Consider the following 24222-nt stretch of genomic DNA (forward strand, 5'->3'; position numbering starts at 1 on the left):
GTGCCCGTCCCGCCGCGCTCACTCCTCGAAGGGCCGCACCGGCCCCACCTCGACGCCGAGCAGCCGCCAGGCCTTGAGGGCCCGGCGCTCCCGCTCCTGCCGGGTTGGTCCGGTGGCGGCGCCGGAGACCATGGCGACGGCGAGCATGACGTCGTCCGCCGCGGCCGGCCGGCGAGCGTCCGGCGGACGGCCGCCGGGCAGATGCCGCAGCAGGGCGCGCTCGACCCGGCCGGCCAGGGCCAGGGCGTGCGCGCGGACGTCGGGGCGGACGCTCGCCTCGTCGGCGCGCAGGAAGGCGATGAAGGCCGCCGACTCCGTCAGGTGCCAGGTCAGCACACCGAGGACGTCCTCGAAGCCGGCGTCCTCGGCCGTGGCGGCCTGCTCGATCTGCCGCACGTTCTCCTCCAGGACCACCGCGACCACGGCGGCCCGGTCGGGGAAATGCCGGTACAGACTGCCCTGTCCGACCCCGGCCCGGCGCGCGATCGCGGAGAGCGGTGCGTCCAGGCCGTGCTCCGCGTAGATCTCCCGGGCGGCGGCGACGAGGGCGGCCCGGTTGCGGGCGGCGGACCGCGGCCCGTGGTTCACGGGCCGCCGTTCCTCCTGCGCGGCTTGCTGCGTCACCCCGGCAGGGTAGCCCGCGGGCGAGTCGGGCGCTCCCCGCGCGGTACGGGCCCCCTCCCGTCCCGCCGTGTCGATCACGTCACGCCGCCGGCGAAGCAGCGGGCCGCCTCCGCGTGGACGCCCCGCCCGGGGAACACCCGGTGTGCGGCCCGTCACCGGCCGGCCGTGCGGAGGAAGGGGCCCGCGGGGGACCCACGCGGAGCCCGTGTGGGGCTCATGTGCGGAAAAGGCCTGCTTGCCAATGCTTCCGCCCGCGCACTACTGTCGCCACGCCTTGGTGAACGGGAAATCCGGTGCGATACCGGTGCGGCCCTCGCCACTGTGATCGGGAAGTCCGGCTCCAGCCCTCGCGGGCGGCCACTGGGTCCTCCGGGACCCGGGAAGGCGGAGCCCGGGCGGTGTCACCCGTCAGCCAGGAGACCGGCCAAGGCGCGTCAACCATCCACGAGGTGCTGGAGAGGGTCTGTCCGGTCATGCACATAGCCGAGGGCTTCCTGCCCCCCGCGCACGCGGTCGCCTGGGGCGTCGCGGCCGCGCCGTTCATCGTCCACGGAGTCCGCAGTCTCACCCGTGAGGTCAGGGAGCACCCCGAGAGCACTCTGCTCCTGGGCGCCTCCGGTGCCTTCACGTTCGTCCTGTCGGCCCTGAAACTGCCCTCGGTGACCGGGAGTTGCTCGCACCCCACCGGCACGGGGCTGGGCGCCATCCTGTTCCGGCCGCCGATGATGGCGGTGCTGGGCACCATCACGCTCCTCTTCCAGGCACTGCTGCTCGCGCACGGCGGCCTGACCACGCTGGGCGCCAACGCCTTCTCGATGGCGATCGTCGGCCCCTGGACCGGATACGCCCTCTACAGGCTGCTGCGGCGATACGGCGCGCCGCTGATGGCGGCCGTCTTCTTCGGCGCCTTCGCCGCCGACCTGTCCACCTACTGCGTCACCAGCGCGCAGCTCGCGCTGGCCTTCCCCGATCCGGTCAGCGGGTTCTGGGGCGCGCTCGGCAAGTTCGGCTCCATCTTCGCCCTCACCCAGATCCCCCTCGCGGTGAGCGAGGGGCTCCTGACGGTGTTCGTGATGCGGCTGCTGGTGCAGTCCAGCCGGGGCGAACTGGTCCGGCTGGGCGTGCTCCTGCCCGGCAGAAGGGCCGGGACCGGGAAGACGGCCGACAGCGAGGCGGTGGCGTGATGAAGAGGAACACCGCGGTCAACACCCTGCTGCTGCTCGCCGTGGCCGCGCTCGCGGTCCTGCCCCTGGCCCTCGGTCTCGGAGACCACAAGGAGGAGCCGTTCGCCGGTGCGGACGCCGAGGCGGAGACGGCGATCACCGAGATCGAGCCGGACTACGAGCCGTGGTTCGCGCCGCTGTACGAGCCGCCGTCCGGTGAGGTGGAGTCGGCGCTGTTCGCCCTGCAGGCCGCGCTCGGCACGGGCGTTCTCGCCTACTACTTCGGCCTGCGCCACGGGCGCCGCCAGGGCGAGCGGCGCGCCACGGCGGCACAGCCGGACGCACAACCGGGAGCGCACCCGGGAGCGCACCCGGGAGCACGGCCCGGAACGCGGCCGGCAGCCCGGCCGGGGGAAGCCGGGAGCGCCGCGGACGCCACCGGGGACCTCGAGACCCGGGAGGCCTGAGCCCCGTGCTGCCGATCGACGCGGCGGCGCACAGCAGTCGCTGGCGCCGCCGCCACCCCGCGGACAAGGCCGTGCTCGGTTTCGGCCTCACCGCGCTGGCGCTCTGCCTGCCGCCCTGGCCGGGCGCGGCCCTGGTGGCCCTCACCGCGCTCGCCGTGCTGCTGGGCCCGGCGGGCGTGCCCGGCCGCAGGCTGTGGCGCGCCTGCCGGGTGCCACTGGGCTTCTGCGTGACCGGCGCGGCCACGCTGCTGTTCCAGGTCGCCGGCCCGGAGGGCTTCCTGTCCCTGGCCGACGACGGCCCGGCCCGCGCCGGGGAGGTGCTGCTGCGCACCTCGGCGGCCTCCCTGGGCGTGCTGCTGTTCGCCTTCACCACCCCGATGTCCGACCTGCTCCCCCGGCTGGTGCGGGCGGGCGTACCCGCGCCGGTCGTGGACGTCGCCCTGGTGACGTACCGGATGAGCTTCCTGCTGCTGGATTCGGTGCGCCGCGTACGCGAGGCACAGGCCGCCCGGCTCGGGCACACCACCCGGGCCGCGGCCTGGCGCTCCCTGGCCTCCCTCGGCGCCACCGCGTTCGTCCGCGCCTTCGGCCGGGCCGCCCGGCTCCAGGACGGACTCGCCGGACGGGGCTACGACGGCGCCCTGCGGGTGCTGGTGCCCGAGGCCGGCGTCTCGGCGCGCTTCACCTGCGGCAGCGTCGCGCTCCTCGGCTCCGTGACCGCCCTCACCTTCGTTCTGGAAGGGCCGCTGACATGAGCGAGCCGGCACTCGTCGCCCTGCGGGACGTGTCCTTCTCCTACGAGGACGGGCCGCTCGTGCTCAGCGGCCTGGACTTCGAGGTGCGCGAGGGGCGCGCGCTCGCCCTGCTGGGCCGCAACGGCAGCGGCAAGACCACGCTGATGCGGCTGCTGAGCGGCGGACTGCGGCCGGACACCGGCGAGTTGGCCCTCCGGGGGCGGCCCGTCGCCTACGACCGCAAAGGGCTGACCCGGCTGCGGACGACCGTCCAGCTCGTCGTGCAGGACCCGGACGACCAGCTCTTCGCCGCGTCCGTCGCCCAGGACGTCTCCTTCGGGCCGCTGAACCTCGGACTGCCGGACGCCGAGGTGCGGGCGCGGGTCGACGAGGCCCTGACCGCCCTGGACATCGGCCACCTGGCCGACCGTCCCACCCATCTGCTCTCCTACGGCCAGCGCAAGCGGACCGCGATCGCGGGGGCGGTCGCGATGCGGCCGAAGGTCCTGGTCCTCGACGAGCCGACCGCGGGGCTCGACCCGGACGGCCGGGAGCGGCTGCTCGCCACCCTGGACGGACTGCGCGAGGGCGGCACGACGGTGGTGATGGCCACGCACGACGTCGACCTCGCCCTGCTCTGGGCCGACGACGCGGCGCTGCTCACCCCCGAGGGGGTGCGCTGCGGTCCGGCGGCCGCGATGCTGGCCCGCACCGGACTCCTGCGGCAGGCCGGGCTGCGGCTGCCCTGGGGCGTCGCGGTGGCGCGGCTGCTGCGGTCGCAGGACCTGCCCGCCGCCGCGGCCGCGCCCCGCACCCCGGAGGAACTGGCCGCGCTCTTCGCCCCGGGCACGGAACCGGAGGGACCGGAGGAGCCCCGGTAGGCGCCGGAGTCGGGGGCGGGGAACCGTACGCGGGCGCGGGACGGCCTGTTCGAGCGCGCCGGCAGGGCGGCCCTGACGCGCCTTCCCTCACCGGCCGCCCCGTGAGCCGTAGGGCTGGAGGAGCTGGTCGACGGGTGCGTAGTCGTCGGTGAGCACTCGGGCGTCGCCGATCCAGGAGGCGAGGTCGTCGCCGGAGGCGATCTTCCAGCCGGTCCGCCGGGCGTCCAGCGCCTCCTGGGCCGCACGCAGGTCGACCGGCCGGTCGGAGGCGAGCACCACCAGATTGCCGCCCTCGGGGACGGCGGCCGGGTCGAGGCCGATGTCGGCGGGTTCGCCGACGAGGGCGACGTGCTCGAAGGTCTCGGCGAGGGTGGCCGCTTCGGCACGTGCGAAGGCCAGGTCACCGTGGTCGATGAGGTTGGCGACGTACAGACCGTCCTCGTCGAGCACCCGCCGCACCTCGGCCATCGCCTCCGCCGTGGTGAGGTGCCACGGCACGCTGACGCCTCCGAACGCGTCGCCGACGACGAGGTCGAGACTGCCGGTGTCCAGTCGCCGCAGGCCGAGCCTGCCGTCCTCGACGCGTACGTCGACGCCGGCTTCGGAACCCAGACCGAGCCGGTCGCGGTCGATGCGCACGACCCCGCTGTCGATCTCGGACACGACGCTGTGCGTCCCGGGCCGCGTGGCCGCGAGGTAGCGAGGAAAGGTGAGCCCGCCGCCGCCCAGGTGGTGGGCGGCGAGTGGCTCGCCTTCGGGGAAGGCGGCGTCGACCACCGACGCGATGGCGCGCACGTACGTGAACTTCAGGAAGGTCGGGTCCTCGATGTCGACGTAGGAGTGCCGCACTCCGTCCAGGAGGAGTGTGCGGCCGCTGTCCCGGTCGGGGTCGGCGACCACCCGTGCGCAGTGGTACCGGGTCTCCGCGTCGCAGCCACCGGGCACGACCGCGGTGGCCAGGCCGCCGGCGACGACCGCGAGCGCCAGGGCGGGGGCGCCGCTCCACCCGCGCGTTCGCCACTCGACGAGCGCCGAGCCGGCCACCAGCAGTGTCCCCAGGCCGATCAGGATGCCGCTGACCGGCAACCGCGACACGAGGACGAAGCCGGTCAGGACGGTGCCGACGATGGCGCCGACGGTGCCGACGCCGGACAGCCGGCCGACGACCGTTCCGGTCTCGGCGAGGCTGGTGAGACGCAGCTTGGTCACGATCGGCGTCACCGCGGAGAGCAGCGCGCCCGGCACGAGGACGGTCAGCGACGCGATCGACAGGAGCACCGCCGGAGCCCACTCCGCGGTGGCGCGCAGCACGGCGGGGGTGAGCGCCACGACCGCTCCCGACACCCCGAGCGAGGGGCCCAGGAGCCGGCGCGGATCGATCCGGTCGGCCATGCGCCCGCCCAGCCAGGAGCCGAGGGCGATCGCGGTCAGGGCGATGCCGATCACCATGGTGCTGGTCTCGAGGGTGAGGCCGAGGTAGGGGGCCAGCAGCCGCAGGGCGACGATCTCGACCACCAGGACCGCGGCCGAGGACCCGAACACGAGCACAGCGGCGGCACGGGGCCCCAGACCGCGGTCGCGAGGCGCTCCCTGGACGACAGGCGAGGGGGACGGTTCGGTCACGGGCTCCATCCTCGCATGCGGCACACCGGCCGGACGCGGCGGCGAGAATCCTCGTCACCTCGGTCACCCGCTCACCGCGGACGGGCCGAGCGGTGAACCCGCTCCGGAGGTTCGAGGCACCGACGGTCTCGTCCTCCCCGCGGTTCGGCCCGGCGGCCCCGCCGCGGGCGGGGTCCGTGGGCGGCGCCCACGGCCGGGGCCGGGGCCCTCCGCCTCGTGCGGAGGGCCCCGGCCCCGGGGTGTCGTCCTTGCGGCCGGCCCGTGCCTACTTGAGGTAGACCAGGCCGTCGGTGGTGACGGTGGGCCGGCCGCTGGTGCCCACGACGACGATCTTGATGGTGTGCTTGGCGCTGCCGGCCCAGGTCTTGGTCCAGATCGCCTGGCGGTACTTGGTCGTCGAGGACTTCAGGTCCACGGTGGCGGTCTTGGTGCCGTCGACGTAGATGTGGGCCTGGCCGGAGCCGGTGGCCCGCGAGACGATCCAGGCGGCCGATCGGCCGGTGAAGGTCCAGCTCAGCGAGGCGTTCTTGGCGGAGCTGGAGTAGGACTTGCCGCCCAGGTAGCTGGTGGAGGACTTGGTGGTCCAGGTGCCGGTCCTGGTGGCCGAGGTCTCCTGGAGGATCACCGGGGTGCCGGCCACCGAGGCGGTGGCGGTGTTGCCGGCCTGGTCGCGGGCGGTCAGCGACCAGGTGGTGGCCGTGCCCGAGGCGGCGGTGTGGGAGGCGCTGGTGGTGGTGGGCCCGTAGGTCTTGGCCACCGGCTTGGTCAGCTTGACCTCCTTCAGGGCGGCGGCGTCGGTGGCCTTCCACTTCAGGGTGACGGGGACGGCGCCGGTGTCGACGGTGCCGGTGCGCAGGGCCAGGTTCGGCTTGGTGGTGAAGGTGGGGGCGGTGGTCTCGGCGACCACGGTCGCGGCCGCGGTGGTGGCGGCCTTGCCCGAGATGTGGACGGCGCGGACGGCCACGGTGTGGCTGCCCAGGGCCAGGGTGGTCTTGGCCGAGGTGGCGGTGTTCGCCGCGGTGGCGGCGACCTTGCCGTCGACCAGCAGCTCGTACCGGGAGATCAGCGCGGTGGGAGTGCTCGCCTTCCAGTTCACCGTGACGGCGGCCTTGGTGTAGTAGGTCGTCCCCGACTGCCCGGCGCCGGTGACCGAGGTGATCGCCAGGCCGCCGACCGGGCCGGCGGCGTAGGTGCGGACGGTGGCGAGCTGGTCGTAGAGCCGGTTGCCCGGGCACTGGGTGTTGTAGCCGTCGCGGTGCCCGTGGATGGCGGGGAAGGACAGCTGCGCGCCCTTGGCCCAGGTCTTGCCGAAGTAGTTGCGGCCGGCGTCGCCGGCGGTGAGGGTGGCGGTGCCCTTCGGCGCGACGCCGTACTGGCCCAGCTTCCAGGCGGCCACCTGGGCGACCGAGGTCAGCGCGGCGGTGGAGGCGGCGGTGTCGGTGTAGGTGCCCAGGATCGAGATGCCGGTGGTCTCGGCGTTGAAGCCGTAGGCGTGCGCCCCCATCACCGGGCGGTCCACGCCGCCCTTGCGGCCCTCGTAGATCCTGCCGCACTTGTCGACCAGGAAGTTGTAGCCGATGTCCCGCCAGCCCAGCGTCTTGACGTGGTACGCGTAGATGCCGCGCACCACCGCCGGGGCCTGGTCGCAGGTGTAGGAGTTGGACTCGGCGGTGTGGTGCACCACCACCGCCTTGATCTTCTCCCCGGGCAGGTAGACCGGCTCCTCGGGACTGGCGGACTCGTCCGCCCCCCAGCCCGCGCGGTCGGTGATCGGCGGGCGCGGCACGGTGGACGGCGGAGCCGGCGGCCCGCTCACCGAGGGCGACGGGCTCACCGAGGCGGACGCGCTGGGAGGCGGTGGGGTGGGCGGGGCGGACGCGGTGGGCGGCGTGCTCACCGGCGCCGGCTCGGTGGCCGGATCGCTCTGCGTCGCCGGCGGCTCCGGTGCCGGCTCGGTGGCCGGCTGAGACCCGCCCGGTTCCGGTTCGGACGGCTCCGGGGTGGGGGAGGGATCGGCCGCGGGGTCGTCCTCGGTGAACGCGGCCGGTTCCATGCCCGTGGCGGTGCCGCCGGGGTCGATCATGTCCAGCCGCAGCCCCGCGGGCAGACCGGCCGAGGACTTCCCTCCGGCCCGCACCCGCACCTCGACCCCGTCCGAGGGGCCCACCCAGGCCGGTTCGGTACCGCCGCGCTCGGCGCCCCGCTCGCCCTGCCCGCTGTCGCCGTCCAGCACCAGCCAGCGCGACCACCGGCCCGTCGCCGTGCTGCGGGTGCGGGCCTCCACGGTGCCCTCCACGCGGGCGGCGGGATCGGTCCAGGTCACTCCCAGCAGACTGAACGGCTCCACCTCCCGCCGCCCCGACTCCGCGGCCCGGCCGCCGTCGGTCACCTTCAGCGCGGCCGAGTGGACACCGGCCCGGACCGGCTCCCCCGAACCCGCGGACTTCCCGTCGTCACCGGCACCCCCCACGGGAGAGCCGATCACCCCCTGGAGCACCAGCACCCCCGATACCCCCGCCGCCACCGCGGCGGTCGTGCCCCATATTCGACGCGATCTCATACCGCACCCTGTTTTCTTGTGTCCTTGTCGGATCAGAGCGACCAATCAGCCCATCGGACCGGAACGGTAGCCGATGCGGCGTCAAGTTGCCGAAGGCGGGACAGGGCGGGGGGCCCGGCGGGTGCGGGCCTCGCGGGGGCCTCGCGGTTCGCGGAGTGTCAGCACAGCCGGCGGGACCTGCGGGAGCACGCGTGAGAAGGAGCAGGCGGCGGAGGCCCCCGAATCGCTCGGCGCGCCGGGTGCGGGATAATACGGCCATGAGGATCTCGGCGAAGGCGGACTACGCGGTGCGTGCCGCCCTGCACCTCGCCGCGGCCCGGGATGCCGGTCCTTTGAAGGCGGAGGCCATCGCCGAGGCCCAGGAGATCCCGCACAAGTTCCTGGAGGGCATTCTCGGTGACATGCGCCGCGGCGGGCTGGTGGTGAGCCGGCGCGGCTCCAGCGGCGGCTACCGGCTGGCCAGGTCGCCGGAGTCGATCAGTGTCGCCGATGTGATCCGGGCCGTGGACGGCCCTCTGGTGTCGGTGCGCGGGGTGCGCCCGCCGGAGCTCTCCTACACGGGGGCCGCCGAGTCGCTGCTGCCGTTGTGGGTCGCGCTGCGGGTCAACGTCCGCCGGATCCTCGACGGGGTGTCGCTGGCGGACGTCGCCTCGGGTGCGCTGCCCGGAGAGGTCTCCGGGCTGGTGGACAACCCCGCCGCCTGGCGGAACCCCTGACCTGTCCGGCATGCGGCGCCCGGCCGGGACGACGCGGTGCCGGTCCCGCACGCCCTCGGCGGTAACGGCACCGGGGCGGTGAACGGGCGCGGTGCGGTCGCCGTACGGGCTCTACCGCGCGTCGGGCACGTACTTGTAGCCCACCCGCCGCACGGTGACGATGCGGTGCCGGTGCGCTTGCCCGAGCTTGCGGCGCAGCCGTGCGACGTGGACGTCGACGGTGCGTCCGTTCCCGACGTGGGCGTGGCCCCAGACACCGTTGACCAGGTGTTCGCGGGAGTGGACGCGGTGGGGGTGTGTGACGAACCGGGCCAGCAGTGCGAACTCCAGGTAGGTGAGGTCGAGTTCGCGCCCGTCCACCTCGGCGGTGTGCCGCTCCGCGTCGATGCGGACACGGTCGTCGCCCCGGAACGGCGAGGGCCGCCCGGTGTCTTGGGCGGCGGGCTGGATGCGGGGCCTGAGCCCGCTCTCGCCGAAGAGCGCCGCGGGATCGACGTCCTCGGGCAGGAAGAGGAGGTAGCCGATGAGCGGCGCCGTATCGCCGTCCTCCGTGCTGTCGGGGCTCTCCTCCCGGACCAACCGCAGGTGCTGGTGGGACGGGAGGAGGGGGACATCGGCGTGGAGGGCGCGGGCCTGCGGTGCCACGGTCATGGGAGTGGTCCTTTCGTTGTGTGCGGGGGCGGGGGCGGGGCAGGTCCACCGAGCGGGAGGAGGCATGGGGGCGGACGTCGTCCGGTCCCGGAACGCGGCACGGTGGCAACGGGCACGACTGGGGGCCCGGAAGGGAGGGAGTGAGAAAGGGAGGAGAAGCGGCGCCGCCGCCCCGACGCCCTCCCGCCGTCAGGGGCCGCCCTGCCGCGACGGCGGGCGGAGTGCGCTCCTGGGCACCGAGGCCGGTGGCACACCCGCGGTCGCGCCGGCCGGGAGAACAGGCAGACCCCCTACGGACGCTTCCGGCCACCCCGCGGCCACATGCGCCGGACACCGGTCCCGGCGGGCGGGCCCTGCCCGGTCTGGGCGCCGGCTAAGCGCGCCGACAGGCAGCGCTGGCCACGCGGTGGAGGTCCACGTGCCGGCGGCGTACGAGCGGTTGCTGCGCGCGGGACATGCCCATCATCCTGCTGGCTCCCGGGACACGGCGTCAAGCATCCCTAGTAAATCTCTTGGAAAAGTAGGGGAGTTCGGCGCGGAGTCTCGCGATGCACGGGGCGGAGGCATCCCGGAGGTTTCCCGCCTCGGGCACCTTCGGTGACCACGGCGGCATGCCTTGCGGGTTGAGTCCCTCCACAGAGGAACACCCGGAAAGGGTGCCCGGGAGGGCCCCGGCCGCGCGGCCGGGGCCCTCGATCGGCGGATGCCGGTCACCGGGAAACGGGAACCGGGAATCGGAAGGTCAGCGCCGCAGGGTGAGGACGCCCGGCCGCCACGGCAGCCGGTTGTAGTCGCCGCCCGCGCCCGGGTCCTTGCCCTGGTAGAGGAACTGCAGGTTGCAGGGGTCGATGGTCATGGTCTGGTCGGGGTTGTCGCGGACCAGGTCACCGTGGCTGATGTCGTTGGTCCAGGTGGCGCCGCTGTTGGCCTTGCCCGCGAAGGGGCTGCTCTCGCCGGCGGCCTGCGGGGTCCACGAGCCGTTCAGGCTGGAGGCCGTGAAGGAGCGGAAGTAGCGCCCGTTCGCGCCCATCGCCTCGACGATCATGAGGTACTGGCTCTGGCCCTTGACCTTGTAGACCTGTACGCCCTCGAACAGGTTGGCCTTCGTGTCGCTCATGATCGTCGTGTACGACGAGCCGAAGTTCCCCGGGAAGTTCCCGATCGGCATGCTCGCCCGGTAGATCTTGCCGTTGTCACCGGCGAAGAACAGGTACATGTTCCGGTCGTCGGCGATCAGGGTCTGGTCGATCGGGCCGGTGTCGGAGTCGGAGATGCTCCCGGTGAACAGCGGCTGCGGGGAGGACCAGCCGTTGGGATTGGTGAGGTCGCTCGACGTGCGGTAGATGAAGGGCCACTGGCCCCACTGGTACGCCAGCACCCAGATGTTCTTGGGCGCGAAGTAGAACAGCGTGGGCGCCACCGCGGCCTGGTTCATCCCGATCTGGCCGGCCGACGCCATGTCCGACCAGTTCGTGAAGGGACTGAACATCATCGAGCCGTACGACGACCCCGAGTAGTTCGTCGCGTAGACCAGGTACCTGCCGTTGTGCTTCACGGCGGTGAAGTCCTTCACCGCGGCCCACCCGTGCGCCGGCTGCGCCAGCGCCCCCGTCGACGTCCAGCGGTACGTCGAGGGGAGGGAGCACGTGCCGTCCGTCGGCGGCGTACCGGACAGGCCCGTCCACTTCTGGTTGCTGCCGCCGTTGCACGTCCAGATCTGCACCGCCGTGCCGTTGGCCGTACCGGCGCCCGCGGCCTCCAGGCACAGCCCGGACTCGACGCCGACGACCGTGCCGTCGGAGTTCACCCGCCACTGCTGGTTCGCGCCGCCCGAACAGGTCCAGATCTGCACCCGGGTGCCGGCCGTGGTGGAGTGGCCCGGAACATCCAGGCACTTGTCGCCGTACACGGTCAGCCGGTTGTCGTCCGTCAGCGTCCACTGCTGGTTGGCCCCGCCCCAGCAGTCGTAGATCTGCAGTTGGGTGCCGTCGGCCCGGCCGGCACCCGACACGTCGAGACACCGGTTCGAGCCGACACCGCGTAAGGCGCCGCTGGTGGCCGCCTGCGCCGAGGGGGCGACGAGCATCGCCGCCAGCGCGGCCAGGGCCGCGACCGCTGCGGCCAGCACCGCGGACGGATGCCTGCGGATGGAACTTCCTCTGTGCATGGGGACTTTCCCAACCTTGAGTAGGCGGTTCCGGTCGGCCTCGTCAGAGGTCGCCCGGACTGTCGGTGTGGTGAGGTGTGCTGCGGTCCGCGGGCACCGCGGCAGACCGCTCGTGACCTGCCGGTCCTCCGCTGCCCTCCGGAAGACCGGTGGCGCCCGGCGCCTTCGGACCGCATGGGCGCCCGCGGCAAAGGCCCGGACGGCGCCGGGTGAGTCCGTCGCGGTCCCGGGTGTCGTCGGGACCGTCTCGGCCGGCGGGTCCGGGACCGGGGCCAGCACGGGCATCCGGCCGCCGGGGCAGACGTCGACGAACGCGAGGCAATACCAGGCGCCGTTCTGCGCCCGGACCAGGCCGCCCCGGTGCGGGACGCCTCCGCCGGGGATCGGCTCCCGCAGGTCGAGGAGCACCTGCCGCATCGTGTACGGGTCGAAGGGGCCGCCTGACGGCTTCAGGATGTACTGCCCGTTCGCTGGTCGGGTCAGGAAGACGTAGTACTGACCGTTGATCTTGTAGAAGCGGGCGCCCCCGAGGGTGCCGACGCTCGGCGGGGCCGTGGACACCTCCTGCGCGCGGACCCGGGTGCGGCCGCCTGGGGAGAGCTGAGCCACGCTGATCGTGGTGTTGCCGTACGCCGCGTACAGGGTGTCGTCGCTGTCGACCAGCAGCCCCGCGTCGTAGTAGGGCGTGCCGATCGCCGTCAGCCGACTCCGCGGCCCCTCGACGGCCGTCGCGGTGTAGATATACGTCCGGGCGAAGTCGATCTGGCCCAGCCAGTGGAATGTCCTGTTGCTCGGAAGACAGGCCGGCGACGACGCCCAGACCCCCCTGACGTAGCCCCGGACCCCGTTCAGGTCGTACTTGGCGCCGAAGTCCAGGACCGGTACCGAGCGGCCGGTGATCTCCCAGTGCACCAGGTCGTAACTGCGCAGGACGGGCGCGCCCGGCGAGTAGTGCAAGGTCGAGGCCGAGGCGTAGTAGGTGTCTCCGACGCGGATGACGTCGATGTCCGCGAAGTCCTGCCAGATCACCGGGTTCGCGTGCTCCCCGGCGGTGGCGCGGGTCGCCCCCTGGGCGGGAGCGGCCGAGGCGTGGGGGACTCCCGTCACAGGGAGGACCGCGCCAGCGGCGAGGCCGGTGGCGTTCGCCGGCGCGCGACGACGGGACAAGGGCTCATGAGGCCATGGCATACGCATGCGGCAGGCTCCTTGCGGCTCGGCGTTCGGGGGCGGCCCGGAGATGCCCTGCTGTGCGATGAAGTAGCCCAATGTGTTCGTAATATCGAACAACGGTCGGATTGTCGGGCAACCTGAATGATAGGGAGCCGGCGGGCGGCGTCAATACCTCTGGCGGGTGCCGCCACCGACACCGAAGCGTTTCGCAGGGCCGCGGACAGGAGGCGGAGTCCAGCCTTCGGCGGGTCCCACGAGGGGATCCACCGAAGGCCGGGGTATCGGGCCGCAGCAAGCCAGAGGTCCTCGAAGTGGGTCTGAGGAGTTTGGAGTTGCAAGAACCCGGGCGATGCCCTCGTGCCAGGGTCGGCACGGGGCCGCTTCACCGCAGAAGCACAGGTCAGGAGTACTCCTCGATGGATTTGAGAACCAAGACGCGCTCAACGTGGTGGGCCATCGAGAACAGGCCACAAGATACGGGAAGGAGAACGGCAGGTCAGAAGGCCGTTCTTAAGCTGTCACGCAGGCGCTCGGGCGCCCGGAGTCTCGTCCGAGCGTCACAGCGTCCGGAACTCCCACCGGGCAGCTCGCAGTCGGCCCCCGCGTGCTGTGCCGCCGAGTGCAGCAACGGCCGGGTCCTCCAGGAGCGGATCGGTGACCAACTCCTCGACCACGGCGGTGCCATGGCTGGCCATGGCGGCAGTTAGCTCCGGGTCCCACGGCGCCCCGGTGAGACGGCCGAGCGGAGGGCCTTCGGAGGTGCGGACGAGAGCGCCACGGTAGTCCGCCGCTGTCATGCGCCATGGGCGAGCCAGCGTTTTGTCGAACGCATACGCAGCGATGCGGATGCCCTCACCATCGAAGTCGCCGTGGTAGAGGAGGGTGGTGCCGTGGTCCGCGAGCAGACGGAGGAGGTGAACGGCCGCGTTGTTGGGCCAGCCGGATGTGCAGCCCAGGAGCGGGCAGTGCGTGCCGAAACGCCGTAGCGCCAGCGCCATGACACTGGTGTTCTCTGCGACATGAACGACGGACGCGGGCTCTGCCGGAAGTATGAACGCGCCCGGGGCCCGCACCTGGGCGAGCGTCAGGCTGGCGGCCTGACCGGCGTCGGCGCACACGCGTGCCACGCGGGCGAGCGGGCTGCTGCCGCGGGGGCGCAGTCCGGCGGCGAGGACGGCGGAGGACAGCTCGTCGTCCGCGATGCCCGCGCGGGCCCACAGTGCGCGTCTTTCCAATGCGGACTGCGGCGGGGCGGTGTCATGGAGGGCCGCAAGGGCACGCAGGACGAGGGAGGGCAGACGGGTGCCGTCGTCGAGCGCGTGGGAGTCGCCTTTCAGGACCCGGGCGGCGAAGATGGGCAGGGGGTCCGCCTGCGCGGGGAGCGCCGCCAGCACCGCAAGTGCGTCCGTGAGCAAAGCGCGGGTACGTCTCGGTGAGCCACCGACCAGGCCGGCAGACCTGCGGGAGACGACCCAGTCGGCGAGCGCGGGCCGGGCCCGTACGGTGTCGTGAGTATCCAGCCAGTTCCACAGCTCGGCTCGCTCTTCCTTTTGGCGGCACCGCTCGGCAGTACGGTCGGCCGACGGGCCCACCGGTTCGGTGACGGCTTCGCGTACCGTGCGGCCGCAGAGTTCGATGACCGCCTCCTCCGGGCGGGCCAGGCTGGCAGAGGGCCGGACGTCCGGTAGGAGGTCCAAACCGAGGAGATCGGTGAGAGCCTCACGCTGGGTGCCGTCGAGCGGCCAGAGGCGCACTCGGGTAACGGGTCGGCCGGACGAGAGACGGTCGTGGACCACCTGCCGGAGCGGACGCAGCTCGGGGCGGCGCAGGGCTCGATCGCCCGAGGTCGGTCCCGCGTGCGTCATTCCGCCTCCAGGTCGGTGCCGTTCCATACGAGGCGGGCGCTGGTGACCGCGGCATCGTCCGTGCCGGTGAGAAGCTGGTGGGCGGCGATGCCGGGCAGCTCCCCGTAAGTGCACCATTCGTGGTCGGAGGTGAGCATGAGGTCCAGGTCGAGCGCGGCGAGCAGGGCGAAGACCTGCCTGCGGTTGACGGTGTCGACCCCGACGAAGACCTCGTCCAGCAGGATCAGCCGGGGTGCCTCGGGCACGGCCCCGTAGTGGGCGGATACGGTGGCGAACAACGGAAGGTGACAGGGCGATGGCCTTCTCCCCGTGGGAAAGCGCGCCGTGCGGTTTCTTGGTGAGCGGCTGCCATCCAGCCCCGCTCCCGCGGTCGAGCCGGACGGTGAACTGGTGCCAGCCGCCACGAGCTTCTGGGCGGATCACCCCTTCGTCCTGGTGCCGTTGACGCTCGCCGGGGAGGCCTGCGCCCCGTTGGCCGCCCTCGCCGGCACGGACCCGGACGGCCCCGTGCTGCTGACGGTACGCCGACCGCGTGACCGGGCCGAGCGCTTCCTCTTCGTCGAGCGCCTCGCCGCGCTGCCGCTGCCGTACATCGAGCGGTGCCGCACCCCGGAGACGGAGGCGTACACCACCGGCCGCGGCAAGGCCAGGGAGGAGCGCCTGCGCTACCTACGTGCGCCACAGCCCCTGGTGCCGGGTGGCGAGGGCGTCGCCTACCTCCGGCTGCCCGGCCGGCTGACCAGGCTGCGCGCCGTCGAGGGACCGTACGCCGTGGACCCGTCCGTGCCCGCCCTCGGCAAGTGGCTGACCTGATTCACCGACCGGGCGGAGTTCCCAGGCTCCTGCTTGCTGCAGGCCATGACACGGCTGCTCGCCGCCAACTGGGCTACCGGGCAGAGCCCATCGACCGTGCGCAGCGCGCTGCCGGTACGCCTCACCGCGGGCAATGAGGTCAAGAGCCCGGTGCGCCCCGGCCAGAAGGCGGAAATCCTCGAGGTGGTGCCGGACGGCGAGGGCCATACCGTGGTGATCCAGCTGAACGGCGGCTTCGGCAGCAAGCGCAAGCCACCCGCCCCGCCGGGCACGCTCGCCGAGTGGGCGAGACCGTCACGTACACCTCCGTCGCCCCCAAGGCCATGCCGTCCGTGCTGCCCGCCGAAGAGGACACGCCGTGGACCCACGGCGGCCCGCCCGAACCCTGCGAACCGACCGACGAGGACGCGGAGGAGACCTGGGAATGACGGCGGCCCCGGACACCGATCCCCCCGGCGTGCTCGCCGACCGCACGGTCGCGGGCATCCTGTCGAGCCTGGACACGGCCACCGGCCGGGGCGTGGTCGTGGACCCCCGCCCGGCACCGGGAAGTCCACGCTCGTCAAGCGCGCCGCCGACCACCTCACCGCGGCCGGCCACCATCTGATGGTCGTCGCGCAGACCAATGAGCAGATGGACGACCCGGCCACAACATCGCGCAGGAGTACCCCGGTCTCGCGCTCGGCCGTCTGCACGCGAGCACCCTCACCCTCCCCGAACGCAGGACACCGCTCTGGCCCGCGCCGCGGAGTCGGGCTGGGGCCTGCTGGAACTGCCCGCCCGCCACACCCTCGACGACGACCCCGAGGTCGCCGACGCCCCGGCGGCGACGGCCGTGCGCTTCCTGGAGCGCGGCGCCCTGGTAAACGGAAAGCCGCTCGCCGAGGACCCCATCGCGATCGGTGCCGCCCGCACCGTCCAGGCGGGCGCGGTGCGGCCCGGCTCGCCGCGCGCGGGCTCACCGCCGTCACGATGGACACCGCCAACCGCCTCCAGGGCCGTGAGTTCGACGTGACCCTCGTCTGGCATCCGCTCTCCGGCCGCCAGGACGCCTCCGCTTTCCACATGGAGACCGGCCGCCCGTGCGTACTGCTCTCCCGCCACCGCTTCGCCTGTGTCGTGGTGGCCCGCGTCGGCATCACCGACCTGCTGGACCGCCACCCTCGCAACAGCCCGGTTTACCTGGACGCGCCGCCGAAGTTCCCGGACGGATGGCGGGCGCACCAGATGGTGACGGAGCACTTGGAGCGCGGCGAGCACGAAGTCCACTTCTGATCTCCCCACCGCCGGGTGACGGCCGCTTCAGGTGGAGCCGCTCAGGTCGGCCAGACGCACAGGCTCCGACAGCACCGCACGGGCGCTGTCGAAGTCGGCCAGGCGTGCCGCGACCGTGGCGGCGGCGAGGCGTTCGGGGAGGGCGACGGAGAACTTCAGTCCGCGTACGGCCCGGCGGTCCACGTCGGGCAGGACGAGGCTCTCGCCGACGCTCTCGCGGGCCGTGCGCCAGTCGGCCGGGGTGAGGTCCTCGCGCAGGCGCAGCCAGCAGTCGGTGGGGCGCTGCAGGGGGTCGGCGACCGACTGGAGCGTGGCCGCGAGGGTGGCGTTGGCCCGGTAGCCGGCCCAGGTCCACCAGCGCACGTCGCTGCCGACGCGGATGATCAGTGTGCCGTCCGGCCATACGGTGTCGGGTGCGTCGGTCTCGCGCTGCCCGGCCAGGCACGCCTCGGCGCGCCGGGTGAGGGTGACGGGCGGGTCCGCGCCCAGCAGCACCTCGCGCATGGCGCGGGTGAGGGCGTACGACAGCCCGGCGATGCCGCCGTTCGTCCACTTGGCGACGCCGCCGCCGTCGGCGGGTTCGACGAAGACGCGTTTGCGTTTCCAGTCGATGTAGGCGACCTGCCAGCTCCGCCCGCCGAGCAGCAGACGTCGCGGGCCGGGGCGCTCCTCGGTGAGCACACTCGGATCGGTGCGGCCGATCTCGGTGCGGCCGGACAGCACGGTGAACTGCGGCGGCGCGGTGAAGGACGCGGTGAGTTCGATGAAGTGCCGTCTGCCGAAACGGCGTTCCGCCTCGGGACCGACGAAGAGCATGCCGCCGTCGCTGTCGAGGAAACCCTCCTCGGTGAGGTGGCGCAGGATCGGAGCGGCGGACCGGTCGAAGGGGGCGAGGCCGTTCCACTGCCGGTCCCACGACCGGTCGCCGAGCTTGTGCCGCTGCAGGGTGACGGCGAGGAGCTGCTGGGCCACGAGGTGGCGCGGCTCGGGTGGCGGGAGGACCGGCTCGACCCAGCCGCGCGACCACAGCAGCAGCAGTCCCGCCGCCTGCAGCAGGGTGTCCTCGCGGGTGGTGAGGAACAGGCAGTTGCGCACGGTGCCGGGGCGCCGGCCGGTGCGGCCGATGCGCTGCAGGAAGGAGGCGACGGAGGCCGGTGAGTCGATCTGTACGACGCGGTCCAGGTCTCCGACGTCGATACCGAGTTCGAGGGTGGAGGTGGAGACGATGACGCAGTCGCGCGCTTCGGCGAACGCCTGCTCGGAGCGGGTGCGTTCGTCGACGGAGAGGGAGGCATGGGACAGGAAGACCGTCACTTCGCGGGCGCGGAGCGCGGCGCCCAGCTCCTCGACCTGGCGGCGCGAGTCGCAGAAGACGAGGCGTTTCTCTCCGCGGTGCAGGGCGGCGATGAGCTTGGCGGCGTTGTCGAGAGAGCCCACGTAGTCGAGCTCCACCTCACCGGTGGGTCTACGGGACGGGTCTTCGGCGGCCCGCTCCCGGTGTCCGGCCGCGCCGGTGGCGGGCAGGTGGACGCCCGGGGCGACGACCTGCCCGGTGCGGCTGCCGGCTCCGGCCCCCTGCAGCCAGCGCAGCAGCTGCCCGGGGTTGCCGACGGTCGCCGAGAGCCCGACGCGCTGGATTGGGCGGCCGGTGATCCGCTCCAGCCGCTCGAGTACGGCGAGCAGGTGCCAGCCGCGGTCGTCGCCCGCGAAGGCGTGCACCTCGTCGACGACGACGGCCCGGACGCTCCCCAGCAGCCGCGCGTGGTCGGTCCTGACCCCGATCAGCATCGCCTCGAGCGACTCGGGTGTGGTCAGCAGGATGTCCGGAGCCTCGGTGCGGATGCGCTGCCGCTGCGACTCCCTGGTGTCGCCGTGCCAGAGGGCGGCGCGCCGCCCCAGCCACTGGGCGTAGGCGTCGACACGGCCGACGAGGTTGTTGAGGAGCGCCTTGAGCGGGCACAGGTAGAGCACCGAGGTGCCGGTCCACCGTTGTGCGGCCATCGCCGACAACAGCGGGAAGCAGGCCGCCTCGGTCTTGCCGCCGGCTGTCGGGGCCAGCAGGACGGCGTCCTGCCCGTCCATGAGCGGGGCGATCGCCGCCCGCTGGAGGGGACGCAGGTCGGGCCAGCCGAGGGTGTTGACGATGTGGTGCAGGACGACGGGGTCGAGCCGGTCGAGCACGTCGGCTCCTCCCCCGGCCGATCCCTCCCCGCCCTCTTCCTCCCCGTCCGGGCTGCCGGCGTCTGCCATCACAGCTCCAGGTCGATGTCGTCGGCGGACACGGGACCGCCGCTGACCGCGGTGGCCAGGTTCCGCTCCACGTCGGTGAGTTCACTGCTCGCGACGGTCAGCCTGTAGTGCAGGCGGGGGTCGAAGTCGTCGAACTGGTCCACGCGGTCGAGCACGTCCCCCACCAGCTTCTTCAGGAACAGCCGCGGCGCCACCCCGACCTTCCCGCCCAACGCCCCGCCGACGGCCCGCGCGAGGTCCGCGACGTATGCGTCGTCGACGACCGTCCGCACCCGCTCGGGCGACACGGCTGCATCGGCATACAGGTCCCGGATGGTCCGGCCGAGGCCGACCAGGGACTCCTGGGTGAAGCCGGGCAGCCGGATCTGCACGGCGCGGGGGTTGTCGAAGCGCGGATCGGTGGTGAAGTCGGTGGCGAGCCGCTGGGCGAGCGGGGCCAGGCGCTGGACGCCCTGCTGGCCGTCGTAGAAGGCCGGGGTGCCGGTGATGACGAGGTACAGACCGGGGAAGCGGCCGGAGTGCACCTCGTCGATGAGTTGCCGCAGCGCGTTGAGGGCCTTGTCCCGGGCGTCGGAGCGGACCCGCTGCAGCGTCTCCACCTCGTCGAGGACGACGAAGAGCCCGGTGTGCCCGGAGTCGCGCAGCACGGTGAGCAGGCCCTGCAGGAAGCCGAGCGCCCCGAAGTGGTCGAGGTCGCCGCGCACCCCGGCGGACCTGCGGGCGGAGGCCGCGACGTGCGGCTGACCGCCGAGCCATGCCAGGACGGCCGCGGCGGTCGCCTCGTCACCGTCGGCGAGGGCGGCCCGGTAACCGCGCAGGGCGGTGGCGAAGGACGGGGCGTGCCGGGAGACCTCGGCGAGCCGCGCCACGAGCAGCTTCTCCACCTCGCCGGGCAGCTCGTCCTCGGTCGCACCGGCCGCGAGCGCGTCCTCCTCCAGGGCGTAGAACCAGGCGTCCACGACCGGGCGCAGGGCGCTGGGCGGGAAACTGGAGGTGGTGAGGCGTTCGGTGAGCCGCCGGTAGACCGTCTCCAGCCTGTGCAGCGGCGTCTCGTTCTCCGACACCTGGATCTCGGCCACGGCGAAGTTGCGGCGCTTGGCCCTCTCCCCCAGCCAGCGGGTGAAGAACGTCTTGCCGGAGCCGTACTCGCCCCGCACAGCCTTGAACACGGATCCACCGGACGCGACGGCGTCCAGTTCCGCGTCAAGGGCCGCCTCGAACCGGTCGAGCCCGGTGGCGAGCAGGTCGAGCCCGCTCTCGGGCACGGCCCCGCGGCGCAGGGCGTCGACGACGGTACGGCGGCGGGCTGCGCTGACCTGTGCGGGGCCCTTGGATCCGGTGGTACTCACGGGGACCAGTGTTTCATCCTCCTGCGCACCGGAGCCTCGGCGAAGGGGCACGGTGCCCGGTTCACGACCATGGGGTCGAACACGGCGCCTTGCACACCACCGCTCTCGCTGTTCAGGACGATCGCTCCCAGACCGACACCACAGCCGTCGTCGTGCTGCCAAGCGGTGCGGGAAGCGTCGAGTTCGGCGTCGTCAAGCGACCTGTCAGTGAGCTCGATTCGCAGGGAGGACACGATCCCGAATCGAGACCAACCTCGCCCCTGGGGATCCGGCTCACCCTGATCGGCCACGGGGGCCTCTTCCTGCGGGCGCGTGTACCCCAGCAGGTCCGGCGGTTCCGTCGAGCGTCCCGGCAGCAGGCCCGGGGGCCGGCCGGAGACGTACCCGACTCTTTTCGAGACCGAGGTCAACCGGAACCTGTACTGCTGGACCGGTACGCCACGCTTGCCCACGAACTCGGCCACCTGTTCTGCGGACACCTCGGCGCGGGCCCCGGAGAGACTTGTGGCCCAGCCGGTTCCTGCCGAAGACCGCGGAGGTCCATGCGCGCAACGAGGTCGAGGCCGAGGCCATCGCCTACACGGTCCTCAAGCGTCTGGACCCAGATGTCCAGATGGGCGACTACATCACCGAGCACCTCGGCTCCGGCCGACAGGTTCCCGAGACCGTCGCTCTCAACCACACGTTCAAGGCCGCCGACCTGATCATCGAGATGGGCAAGAAGCACGTCCCTGCCGCCAACGACGCTCACGGGCAGCGGTGGTGCGTTCATCGCCGTCCTCAGCGTGGGGATGAACGTGCTTCACCACGTGTAGCGCGACGTGTAGCGCTTGCGGGGCGGCCTGCCGAAAGAGCAGGCCGCCCTGTCCGCAGCGTTCGGCGCAGGACGCATCGAGCCCGCCCGTCGCTCTCCGAAGCAGTGACCTCGAAACCCCGGCCGGACGGCGGTCGCAGTGATCAGGTTCTTCGGCGAACCGGTTGACGATCACCGGAAAGCACTGCTGAAATCACTCTCCGTACGGATAACAGGGTGGGAAGTGGAGTCACATGGCGGCCCTCGACAACGTGAAGCTGAAGGACGTTCTGGCGGATGTCGCCTCGGGCTCCTTACAACTGCCCGACTTCCAGCGGAGTTGGAAGTGGGACGACGACCGGATCCGGGCGATCATCGCAACGGTCACGCTGGACTATCCGCTGGGTGTCGTGATGACGCTGCAGACCGGCGGCGCCACCCGGTTCCGTTCCCGAACCCTCACCGGCGCCCGGCCTGACGGAGATCCGGCGGCCGACCTCCTGCTGCTGGACGGACAGCAGCGCCTCACCTCCCTCTTCCAGTCCCTTTGGGTGGACGCCCCGGTGGAGACGGCGGACGCCCGGGGCAAGCCCATCCAGCGGTGGTACTACGTCGACATCGCGAAGGCCGTCGGACCGTCCGCGGACCGCGACGAGGCCATCGTGTCCGTCCCGGCCGACAAGGTCCTCCGGACGGACTTCAACCGCACCGTGGTGCTGGATCTGAGCACCACCGAGGCCGAGTGCGCGGCCGGTCTCTTCCCCCTGCACTTCGTTTTCGACGCCCAGCGCGTGAACGAGTGGAAGAAGGCGTACATCAAGGCCGACGAGGACCGGAACTGGGACCTGTGGGGCCAGTTCGACGAGGCGGTCCTCCAGCAGGTCCGCGCCTTCCAGGTCCCGATGATCCGGCTGGCCGCCTCCACCTCGATGGACGCAGTCTGCGCGGTGTTCGAGCGGGTCAACACGGGCGGCGTGCCCCTGAACGTCTTCGAGCTGCTCACCGCGACCTACGCCGGGGACCGCGACTACGTGGAGCGGACCGGGGACTACTATCAGCTGCCCGAGGTGTGGCGGGAGATCAAGCAGGGTCTGGCGAGCAAGTACCCGGTCTTCGGCCGCGTCGAGAGTGGTCTCGAGAACGGGCTGAGCAGCATCGACTTCCTGCAGGCCATCGCGCTGGTACGCACCTGGGAACGGAAGCAGGAGGGCATCGGGGCCACGGTGTCCTGCAAGCGCCGCGACCTGCTGGATCTTCCCCTGGCCGATTTCGTGCGCCTGGCGCCCAAGCTCGCCGACGCCTTCGCCTGGGTGGGCGACTTCCTGGAGCGGCAGTGCATCGTCCGACCGAACGACCTGCCGTACAAGACACAGCTCGTCCCGCTCGCAGCCGTCCGCGCCATCCTCGACACGGCGACCGACGGCCTGGGAGCGGAGGAGAAGATCGAGCAGTGGTACTGGTGCGGGGTGCTCGGTGAGATGTACGGCGGCTCCACGGAGACGCGCTTCACCAAGGACGTCGAACAGCTCGTCCCCTGGATCGGACAGGACGAGAGGCCGCCCGAGACGGTCACGGAGGCGTTCTTCTTCGCCGACCGCCTCGACACCCTCACCACCCGGAACAGTGCCGCCTACAAGGGGATCTACGCTCTGCTGATCAAGCAGGGGGCAGTGGACTGGCACCACACGGACGCCCCCCTCAGCCCCGGCAGGCTGGACGAGTACGGCGTGGACGTGCGGCAGATCTTCCCCAGGACGTGGTTCCGGCGGGGCGATAGCCACGGCCTGCCCACGAACTCGATCGTGAACAAGACCCCCTTGTCCTACCGTGCCGCGATGGACATGACGGGGGCGCCGTCGTCGTACCTGTCCACGATGGTCGCCGCGTCCGACATGCGTCCCGAGTGGTTCGACGATGTCTTGACCACGCATCTGATCGATCCGGAGGCGTTGCGCGAGAACGACTACGAGCGCTTCTACCGCGACCGCTCAGTACAGTTGCGGGACCTGGTGCATTCCGCCATGGGCAAGAAGACGATGCTCCGCGATCTGCCGGAGGACGACGCCCGATGACGGCCAGGCCGCATGAGCGGGACATCGCCTCCCTCAAGGGCAGGACCGTGTCCGTGCAGGAGATCCTCGACCTGTTCCAGGTCAGGGTCCGCGACCACAGGACGGTGCACCGGATCTCGCAGGCGCTGACGGACGCCGGGCTGACCACACTGCCGGACTTCGCCGTCTGCGGTCAGCGCAGTACCGTCGACGTCGTGCCGCTGGCATCCGTTCCCGCGCAGAGCACACCTGCCGGCACGGAGGACGGGGCCGACGCGACGGACGAGGCGCTGCCCTCGCACGCCCTGCCGCAGCGGCTGCTGCTCGGCGACATTCCGGCGGCGCGGCGCGGCCTGGTGTCCGTCGGCCCCGGCACCCCCTTGTCCCAGACGACCTTCCTCATGCGCACGAAGGGCATATCCCAGGTGCCGGTGACCACCGGCATGGCGCAGGTCCACGGGGTCGTCACCTGGGGGTCGGTGGCCAAGATGTACGAGGCGGGGAAGCCGGCCACGCTGGACAACGCGATGGAGAAGGACTCACTGCCCGTAGCCGACGCCCGTCAGGAGTTCTTCGCCGCCCTCCCGGTCATCCGTGAGCACGGCTACCTGCTCGTCCGCGGCGACGACGGCTGCCTGTCGGGCATCGTCACCGCGGCGGACGTCACGGAACGCTTCGAGGGGGCGGCGCGCCCCTTCTTCATCGTGGGCGAGATCGAGTCGTTGCTGCGCCGCTGCCTGGGCGCGGCACTGGACAAGGAGGCCATCAGGGCGGTGCAGACGAACAAGAAGCCGGAGCACCGCACCGGCCAGGTGTCGGACCTGATGTTCGGCGACTATCTGAGGCTTCTGGACGGCGACCAGGCCAAGCAGTCCCTCGCCGAGCGCGCCGACCGCAACTGGGAGGCGCTGAGGTGGCCCAACATGCCCCGGGAGCAGTTCGTCGGCCTGCTGAAACGGGTGAAGGACATCCGTAACCGGATCGCCCACTTCGACGAGAAGCCGCTTCCGAGGGAGATGATCGACGAGCTGACGACCTTCGCGAAGCTGCTGCGGGCGTTCGCCTCGTGA

General features: G+C 72.2%; 21 protein-coding genes, 2 pseudogenes and 1 riboswitch. Of the genes and pseudogenes, 11 read left to right on the forward strand and 12 right to left on the reverse strand.

Annotated elements, in window-relative coordinates; translation table 11 throughout:
* Positions 1-18: 18 nt before the first annotated feature.
* Positions 19-624, reverse strand: a complete 606-nt coding sequence (locus QPK52_RS05825) for a TetR/AcrR family transcriptional regulator (RefSeq protein WP_410535957.1) — start codon at positions 622-624, stop codon at positions 19-21.
* A gap of 258 nt (positions 625-882) precedes the next feature.
* Positions 883-1068, forward strand: a riboswitch (cobalamin riboswitch).
* Positions 1069-1097: 29 nt separating this feature from the next.
* On the opposite strand from QPK52_RS05825, the gene QPK52_RS05830 reads away from it, so the two are divergent.
* From QPK52_RS05830 to QPK52_RS05845, 4 genes are read left to right on the forward strand one after another with little or no spacing between them, the layout of a single operon-like run.
* Entirely contained in the window at positions 1098-1808 is a 711-nt protein-coding gene (locus tag QPK52_RS05830; RefSeq protein WP_410540222.1) for an energy-coupling factor ABC transporter permease, read from the forward strand.
* Complete coding sequence (locus QPK52_RS05835) at positions 1808-2254, forward strand: energy-coupling factor ABC transporter substrate-binding protein (RefSeq protein WP_410535958.1); 447 nt, start codon at positions 1808-1810, stop codon at positions 2252-2254. The genes QPK52_RS05830 and QPK52_RS05835 overlap by 1 nt, the downstream gene beginning before the upstream one ends.
* A gap of 5 nt (positions 2255-2259) precedes the next feature.
* Positions 2260-3009, forward strand: coding sequence for a cobalt ECF transporter T component CbiQ (cbiQ, locus tag QPK52_RS05840; RefSeq protein ID WP_410535959.1), 750 nt, complete (start codon positions 2260-2262; stop codon positions 3007-3009).
* Positions 3006-3869: an energy-coupling factor ABC transporter ATP-binding protein gene (locus tag QPK52_RS05845; protein WP_410535960.1), complete on the forward strand. Its 864-nt coding sequence runs from the start codon at positions 3006-3008 to the stop codon at positions 3867-3869. Before cbiQ ends, QPK52_RS05845 begins: the two co-directional genes overlap by 4 nt.
* 87 nt (positions 3870-3956) lie before the next feature.
* Here the strand turns inward: QPK52_RS05845 and QPK52_RS05850 are convergent, their stop codons facing one another.
* A complete protein-coding gene (locus QPK52_RS05850) occupies positions 3957-5501 on the reverse strand; it encodes a fused MFS/spermidine synthase (protein WP_410535961.1) in 1545 nt (514 codons plus the stop codon).
* 256 nt (positions 5502-5757) lie between these two features.
* Positions 5758-8052 (reverse strand): peptidoglycan recognition protein, encoded by a 2295-nt coding sequence (locus tag QPK52_RS05855; protein WP_410535962.1) that lies wholly within the window; start codon positions 8050-8052, stop codon positions 5758-5760.
* A gap of 257 nt (positions 8053-8309) precedes the next feature.
* Between QPK52_RS05855 and QPK52_RS05860 the strand changes: the two genes are divergently transcribed.
* Positions 8310-8768, forward strand: coding sequence for an RrF2 family transcriptional regulator (locus tag QPK52_RS05860; protein WP_410535963.1), 459 nt, complete (start codon positions 8310-8312; stop codon positions 8766-8768).
* 111 nt (positions 8769-8879) lie between these two features.
* Here QPK52_RS05860 and QPK52_RS05865 read toward each other — a convergent pair whose 3' ends face one another.
* The 6 genes and pseudogenes from QPK52_RS05865 to QPK52_RS05890 form a co-directional block, all read right to left on the reverse strand.
* The gene (locus QPK52_RS05865) at positions 8880-9419 is read right to left on the reverse strand and encodes a winged helix-turn-helix domain-containing protein (RefSeq protein WP_410535964.1); all 540 of its coding nucleotides are present in this window, start codon (positions 9417-9419) and stop codon (positions 8880-8882) included.
* Between the two features lie 373 nt (positions 9420-9792).
* A complete protein-coding gene (locus QPK52_RS05870; protein ID WP_410535965.1) occupies positions 9793-9885 on the reverse strand; it encodes a putative leader peptide in 93 nt (30 codons plus the stop codon).
* A gap of 276 nt (positions 9886-10161) precedes the next feature.
* Complete coding sequence (locus tag QPK52_RS05875; protein WP_410540223.1) at positions 10162-11586, reverse strand: non-reducing end alpha-L-arabinofuranosidase family hydrolase; 1425 nt, start codon at positions 11584-11586, stop codon at positions 10162-10164.
* A gap of 381 nt (positions 11587-11967) precedes the next feature.
* Positions 11968-12780: pseudogene (locus QPK52_RS05880) on the reverse strand (family 43 glycosylhydrolase); the annotation flags it as partial.
* A gap of 533 nt (positions 12781-13313) precedes the next feature.
* On the reverse strand, positions 13314-14621 hold the full coding sequence (locus QPK52_RS05885; protein ID WP_410535966.1) for a TIGR02679 family protein: 1308 nt from the start codon (positions 14619-14621) through the stop codon (positions 13314-13316).
* Positions 14618-15017, reverse strand: a pseudogene (locus QPK52_RS05890) (SbcC/MukB-like Walker B domain-containing protein); the annotation flags it as partial. The gene QPK52_RS05885 and the pseudogene QPK52_RS05890, both read right to left, overlap by 4 nt.
* Between QPK52_RS05890 and QPK52_RS05895 the strand changes: the two are divergent.
* The 4 genes from QPK52_RS05895 to QPK52_RS05910 all read left to right on the forward strand — a co-directional run bounded on the left by QPK52_RS05895 (position 15012) and on the right by QPK52_RS05910 (position 16709).
* Positions 15012-15434, forward strand: a complete 423-nt coding sequence (locus tag QPK52_RS05895; protein ID WP_410535967.1) for a hypothetical protein — start codon at positions 15012-15014, stop codon at positions 15432-15434. The pseudogene QPK52_RS05890 and the gene QPK52_RS05895 overlap by 6 nt on opposite strands.
* A 281-nt stretch (positions 15435-15715) precedes the next feature.
* Complete coding sequence (locus QPK52_RS05900) at positions 15716-15862, forward strand: hypothetical protein (protein ID WP_410535968.1); 147 nt, start codon at positions 15716-15718, stop codon at positions 15860-15862.
* On the forward strand, positions 15859-16041 hold the full coding sequence (locus QPK52_RS05905; protein ID WP_410535969.1) for a hypothetical protein: 183 nt from the start codon (positions 15859-15861) through the stop codon (positions 16039-16041). Before QPK52_RS05900 ends, QPK52_RS05905 begins: the two co-directional genes overlap by 4 nt.
* A 365-nt stretch (positions 16042-16406) precedes the next feature.
* Complete coding sequence (locus QPK52_RS05910) at positions 16407-16709, forward strand: hypothetical protein (RefSeq protein WP_410535970.1); 303 nt, start codon at positions 16407-16409, stop codon at positions 16707-16709.
* A gap of 27 nt (positions 16710-16736) precedes the next feature.
* On the opposite strand, the gene QPK52_RS05915 is transcribed toward QPK52_RS05910, so the two are convergent.
* The 3 genes from QPK52_RS05915 to QPK52_RS05925 are packed head-to-tail and all read right to left on the reverse strand — an operon-like array spanning position 16737 to position 20772.
* Positions 16737-18959: a DEAD/DEAH box helicase gene (locus QPK52_RS05915; RefSeq protein WP_410535971.1), complete on the reverse strand. Its 2223-nt coding sequence runs from the start codon at positions 18957-18959 to the stop codon at positions 16737-16739.
* Complete coding sequence (brxD, locus tag QPK52_RS05920) at positions 18959-20308, reverse strand: BREX system ATP-binding protein BrxD (RefSeq protein ID WP_410535972.1); 1350 nt, start codon at positions 20306-20308, stop codon at positions 18959-18961. The genes QPK52_RS05915 and brxD overlap by 1 nt, the downstream gene beginning before the upstream one ends.
* On the reverse strand, positions 20305-20772 hold the full coding sequence (locus tag QPK52_RS05925; RefSeq protein WP_410535973.1) for a hypothetical protein: 468 nt from the start codon (positions 20770-20772) through the stop codon (positions 20305-20307). Before QPK52_RS05925 ends, brxD begins: the two co-directional genes overlap by 4 nt.
* Positions 20773-21355: 583 nt before the next feature.
* Here QPK52_RS05925 and QPK52_RS05930 point away from each other — a divergent pair.
* Together QPK52_RS05930 and QPK52_RS05935 are read left to right on the forward strand one after the other, a co-directional pair.
* Positions 21356-23173, forward strand: a complete 1818-nt coding sequence (locus QPK52_RS05930; protein WP_410535974.1) for a DUF262 domain-containing protein — start codon at positions 21356-21358, stop codon at positions 23171-23173.
* Positions 23170-24222 carry a CBS domain-containing protein gene (locus QPK52_RS05935; RefSeq protein ID WP_410535975.1) on the forward strand — a complete coding sequence of 351 codons (1053 nt, stop codon included), beginning with the start codon at positions 23170-23172 and terminating at the stop codon, positions 24220-24222. The genes QPK52_RS05930 and QPK52_RS05935 overlap by 4 nt, the downstream gene beginning before the upstream one ends.

The sequence above is a fragment of the Streptomyces sp. KL2 genome (genome assembly GCF_046529545.1).
Lineage (GTDB): Bacteria > Actinomycetota > Actinomycetes > Streptomycetales > Streptomycetaceae > Streptomyces > Streptomyces radiopugnans.

Excerpts from the sequence above, each read along its gene's own strand:
- QPK52_RS05830 (WP_410540222.1), top strand. The coding sequence starts at position 1,098 with ATGCACATAGCCGAGGGCTTCCTGCCCCCCGCGCACGCGGTCGCCTGG.
- QPK52_RS05835 (WP_410535958.1), top strand. The coding sequence starts at position 1,808 with ATGAAGAGGAACACCGCGGTCAACACCCTGCTGCTGCTCGCCGTGGCC.
- QPK52_RS05845 (WP_410535960.1), top strand. The coding sequence starts at position 3,006 with ATGAGCGAGCCGGCACTCGTCGCCCTGCGGGACGTGTCCTTCTCCTAC.
- QPK52_RS05850 (WP_410535961.1), bottom strand. The coding sequence starts at position 5,501 with ATGGAGCCCGTGACCGAACCGTCCCCCTCGCCTGTCGTCCAGGGAGCG.
- QPK52_RS05855 (WP_410535962.1), bottom strand. The coding sequence starts at position 8,052 with ATGAGATCGCGTCGAATATGGGGCACGACCGCCGCGGTGGCGGCGGGG.
- QPK52_RS05860 (WP_410535963.1), top strand. The coding sequence starts at position 8,310 with ATGAGGATCTCGGCGAAGGCGGACTACGCGGTGCGTGCCGCCCTGCAC.
- QPK52_RS05865 (WP_410535964.1), bottom strand. The coding sequence starts at position 9,419 with ATGACCGTGGCACCGCAGGCCCGCGCCCTCCACGCCGATGTCCCCCTC.
- QPK52_RS05870 (WP_410535965.1), bottom strand. The coding sequence starts at position 9,885 with ATGATGGGCATGTCCCGCGCGCAGCAACCGCTCGTACGCCGCCGGCAC.
- QPK52_RS05875 (WP_410540223.1), bottom strand. The coding sequence starts at position 11,586 with ATGCACAGAGGAAGTTCCATCCGCAGGCATCCGTCCGCGGTGCTGGCC.
- QPK52_RS05885 (WP_410535966.1), bottom strand. The coding sequence starts at position 14,621 with ATGACGCACGCGGGACCGACCTCGGGCGATCGAGCCCTGCGCCGCCCC.
- QPK52_RS05905 (WP_410535969.1), top strand. The coding sequence starts at position 15,859 with ATGACGGCGGCCCCGGACACCGATCCCCCCGGCGTGCTCGCCGACCGC.
- QPK52_RS05910 (WP_410535970.1), top strand. The coding sequence starts at position 16,407 with ATGGACACCGCCAACCGCCTCCAGGGCCGTGAGTTCGACGTGACCCTC.
- QPK52_RS05915 (WP_410535971.1), bottom strand. The coding sequence starts at position 18,959 with ATGGCAGACGCCGGCAGCCCGGACGGGGAGGAAGAGGGCGGGGAGGGA.
- QPK52_RS05930 (WP_410535974.1), top strand. The coding sequence starts at position 21,356 with ATGGCGGCCCTCGACAACGTGAAGCTGAAGGACGTTCTGGCGGATGTC.
- QPK52_RS05935 (WP_410535975.1), top strand. The coding sequence starts at position 23,170 with ATGACGGCCAGGCCGCATGAGCGGGACATCGCCTCCCTCAAGGGCAGG.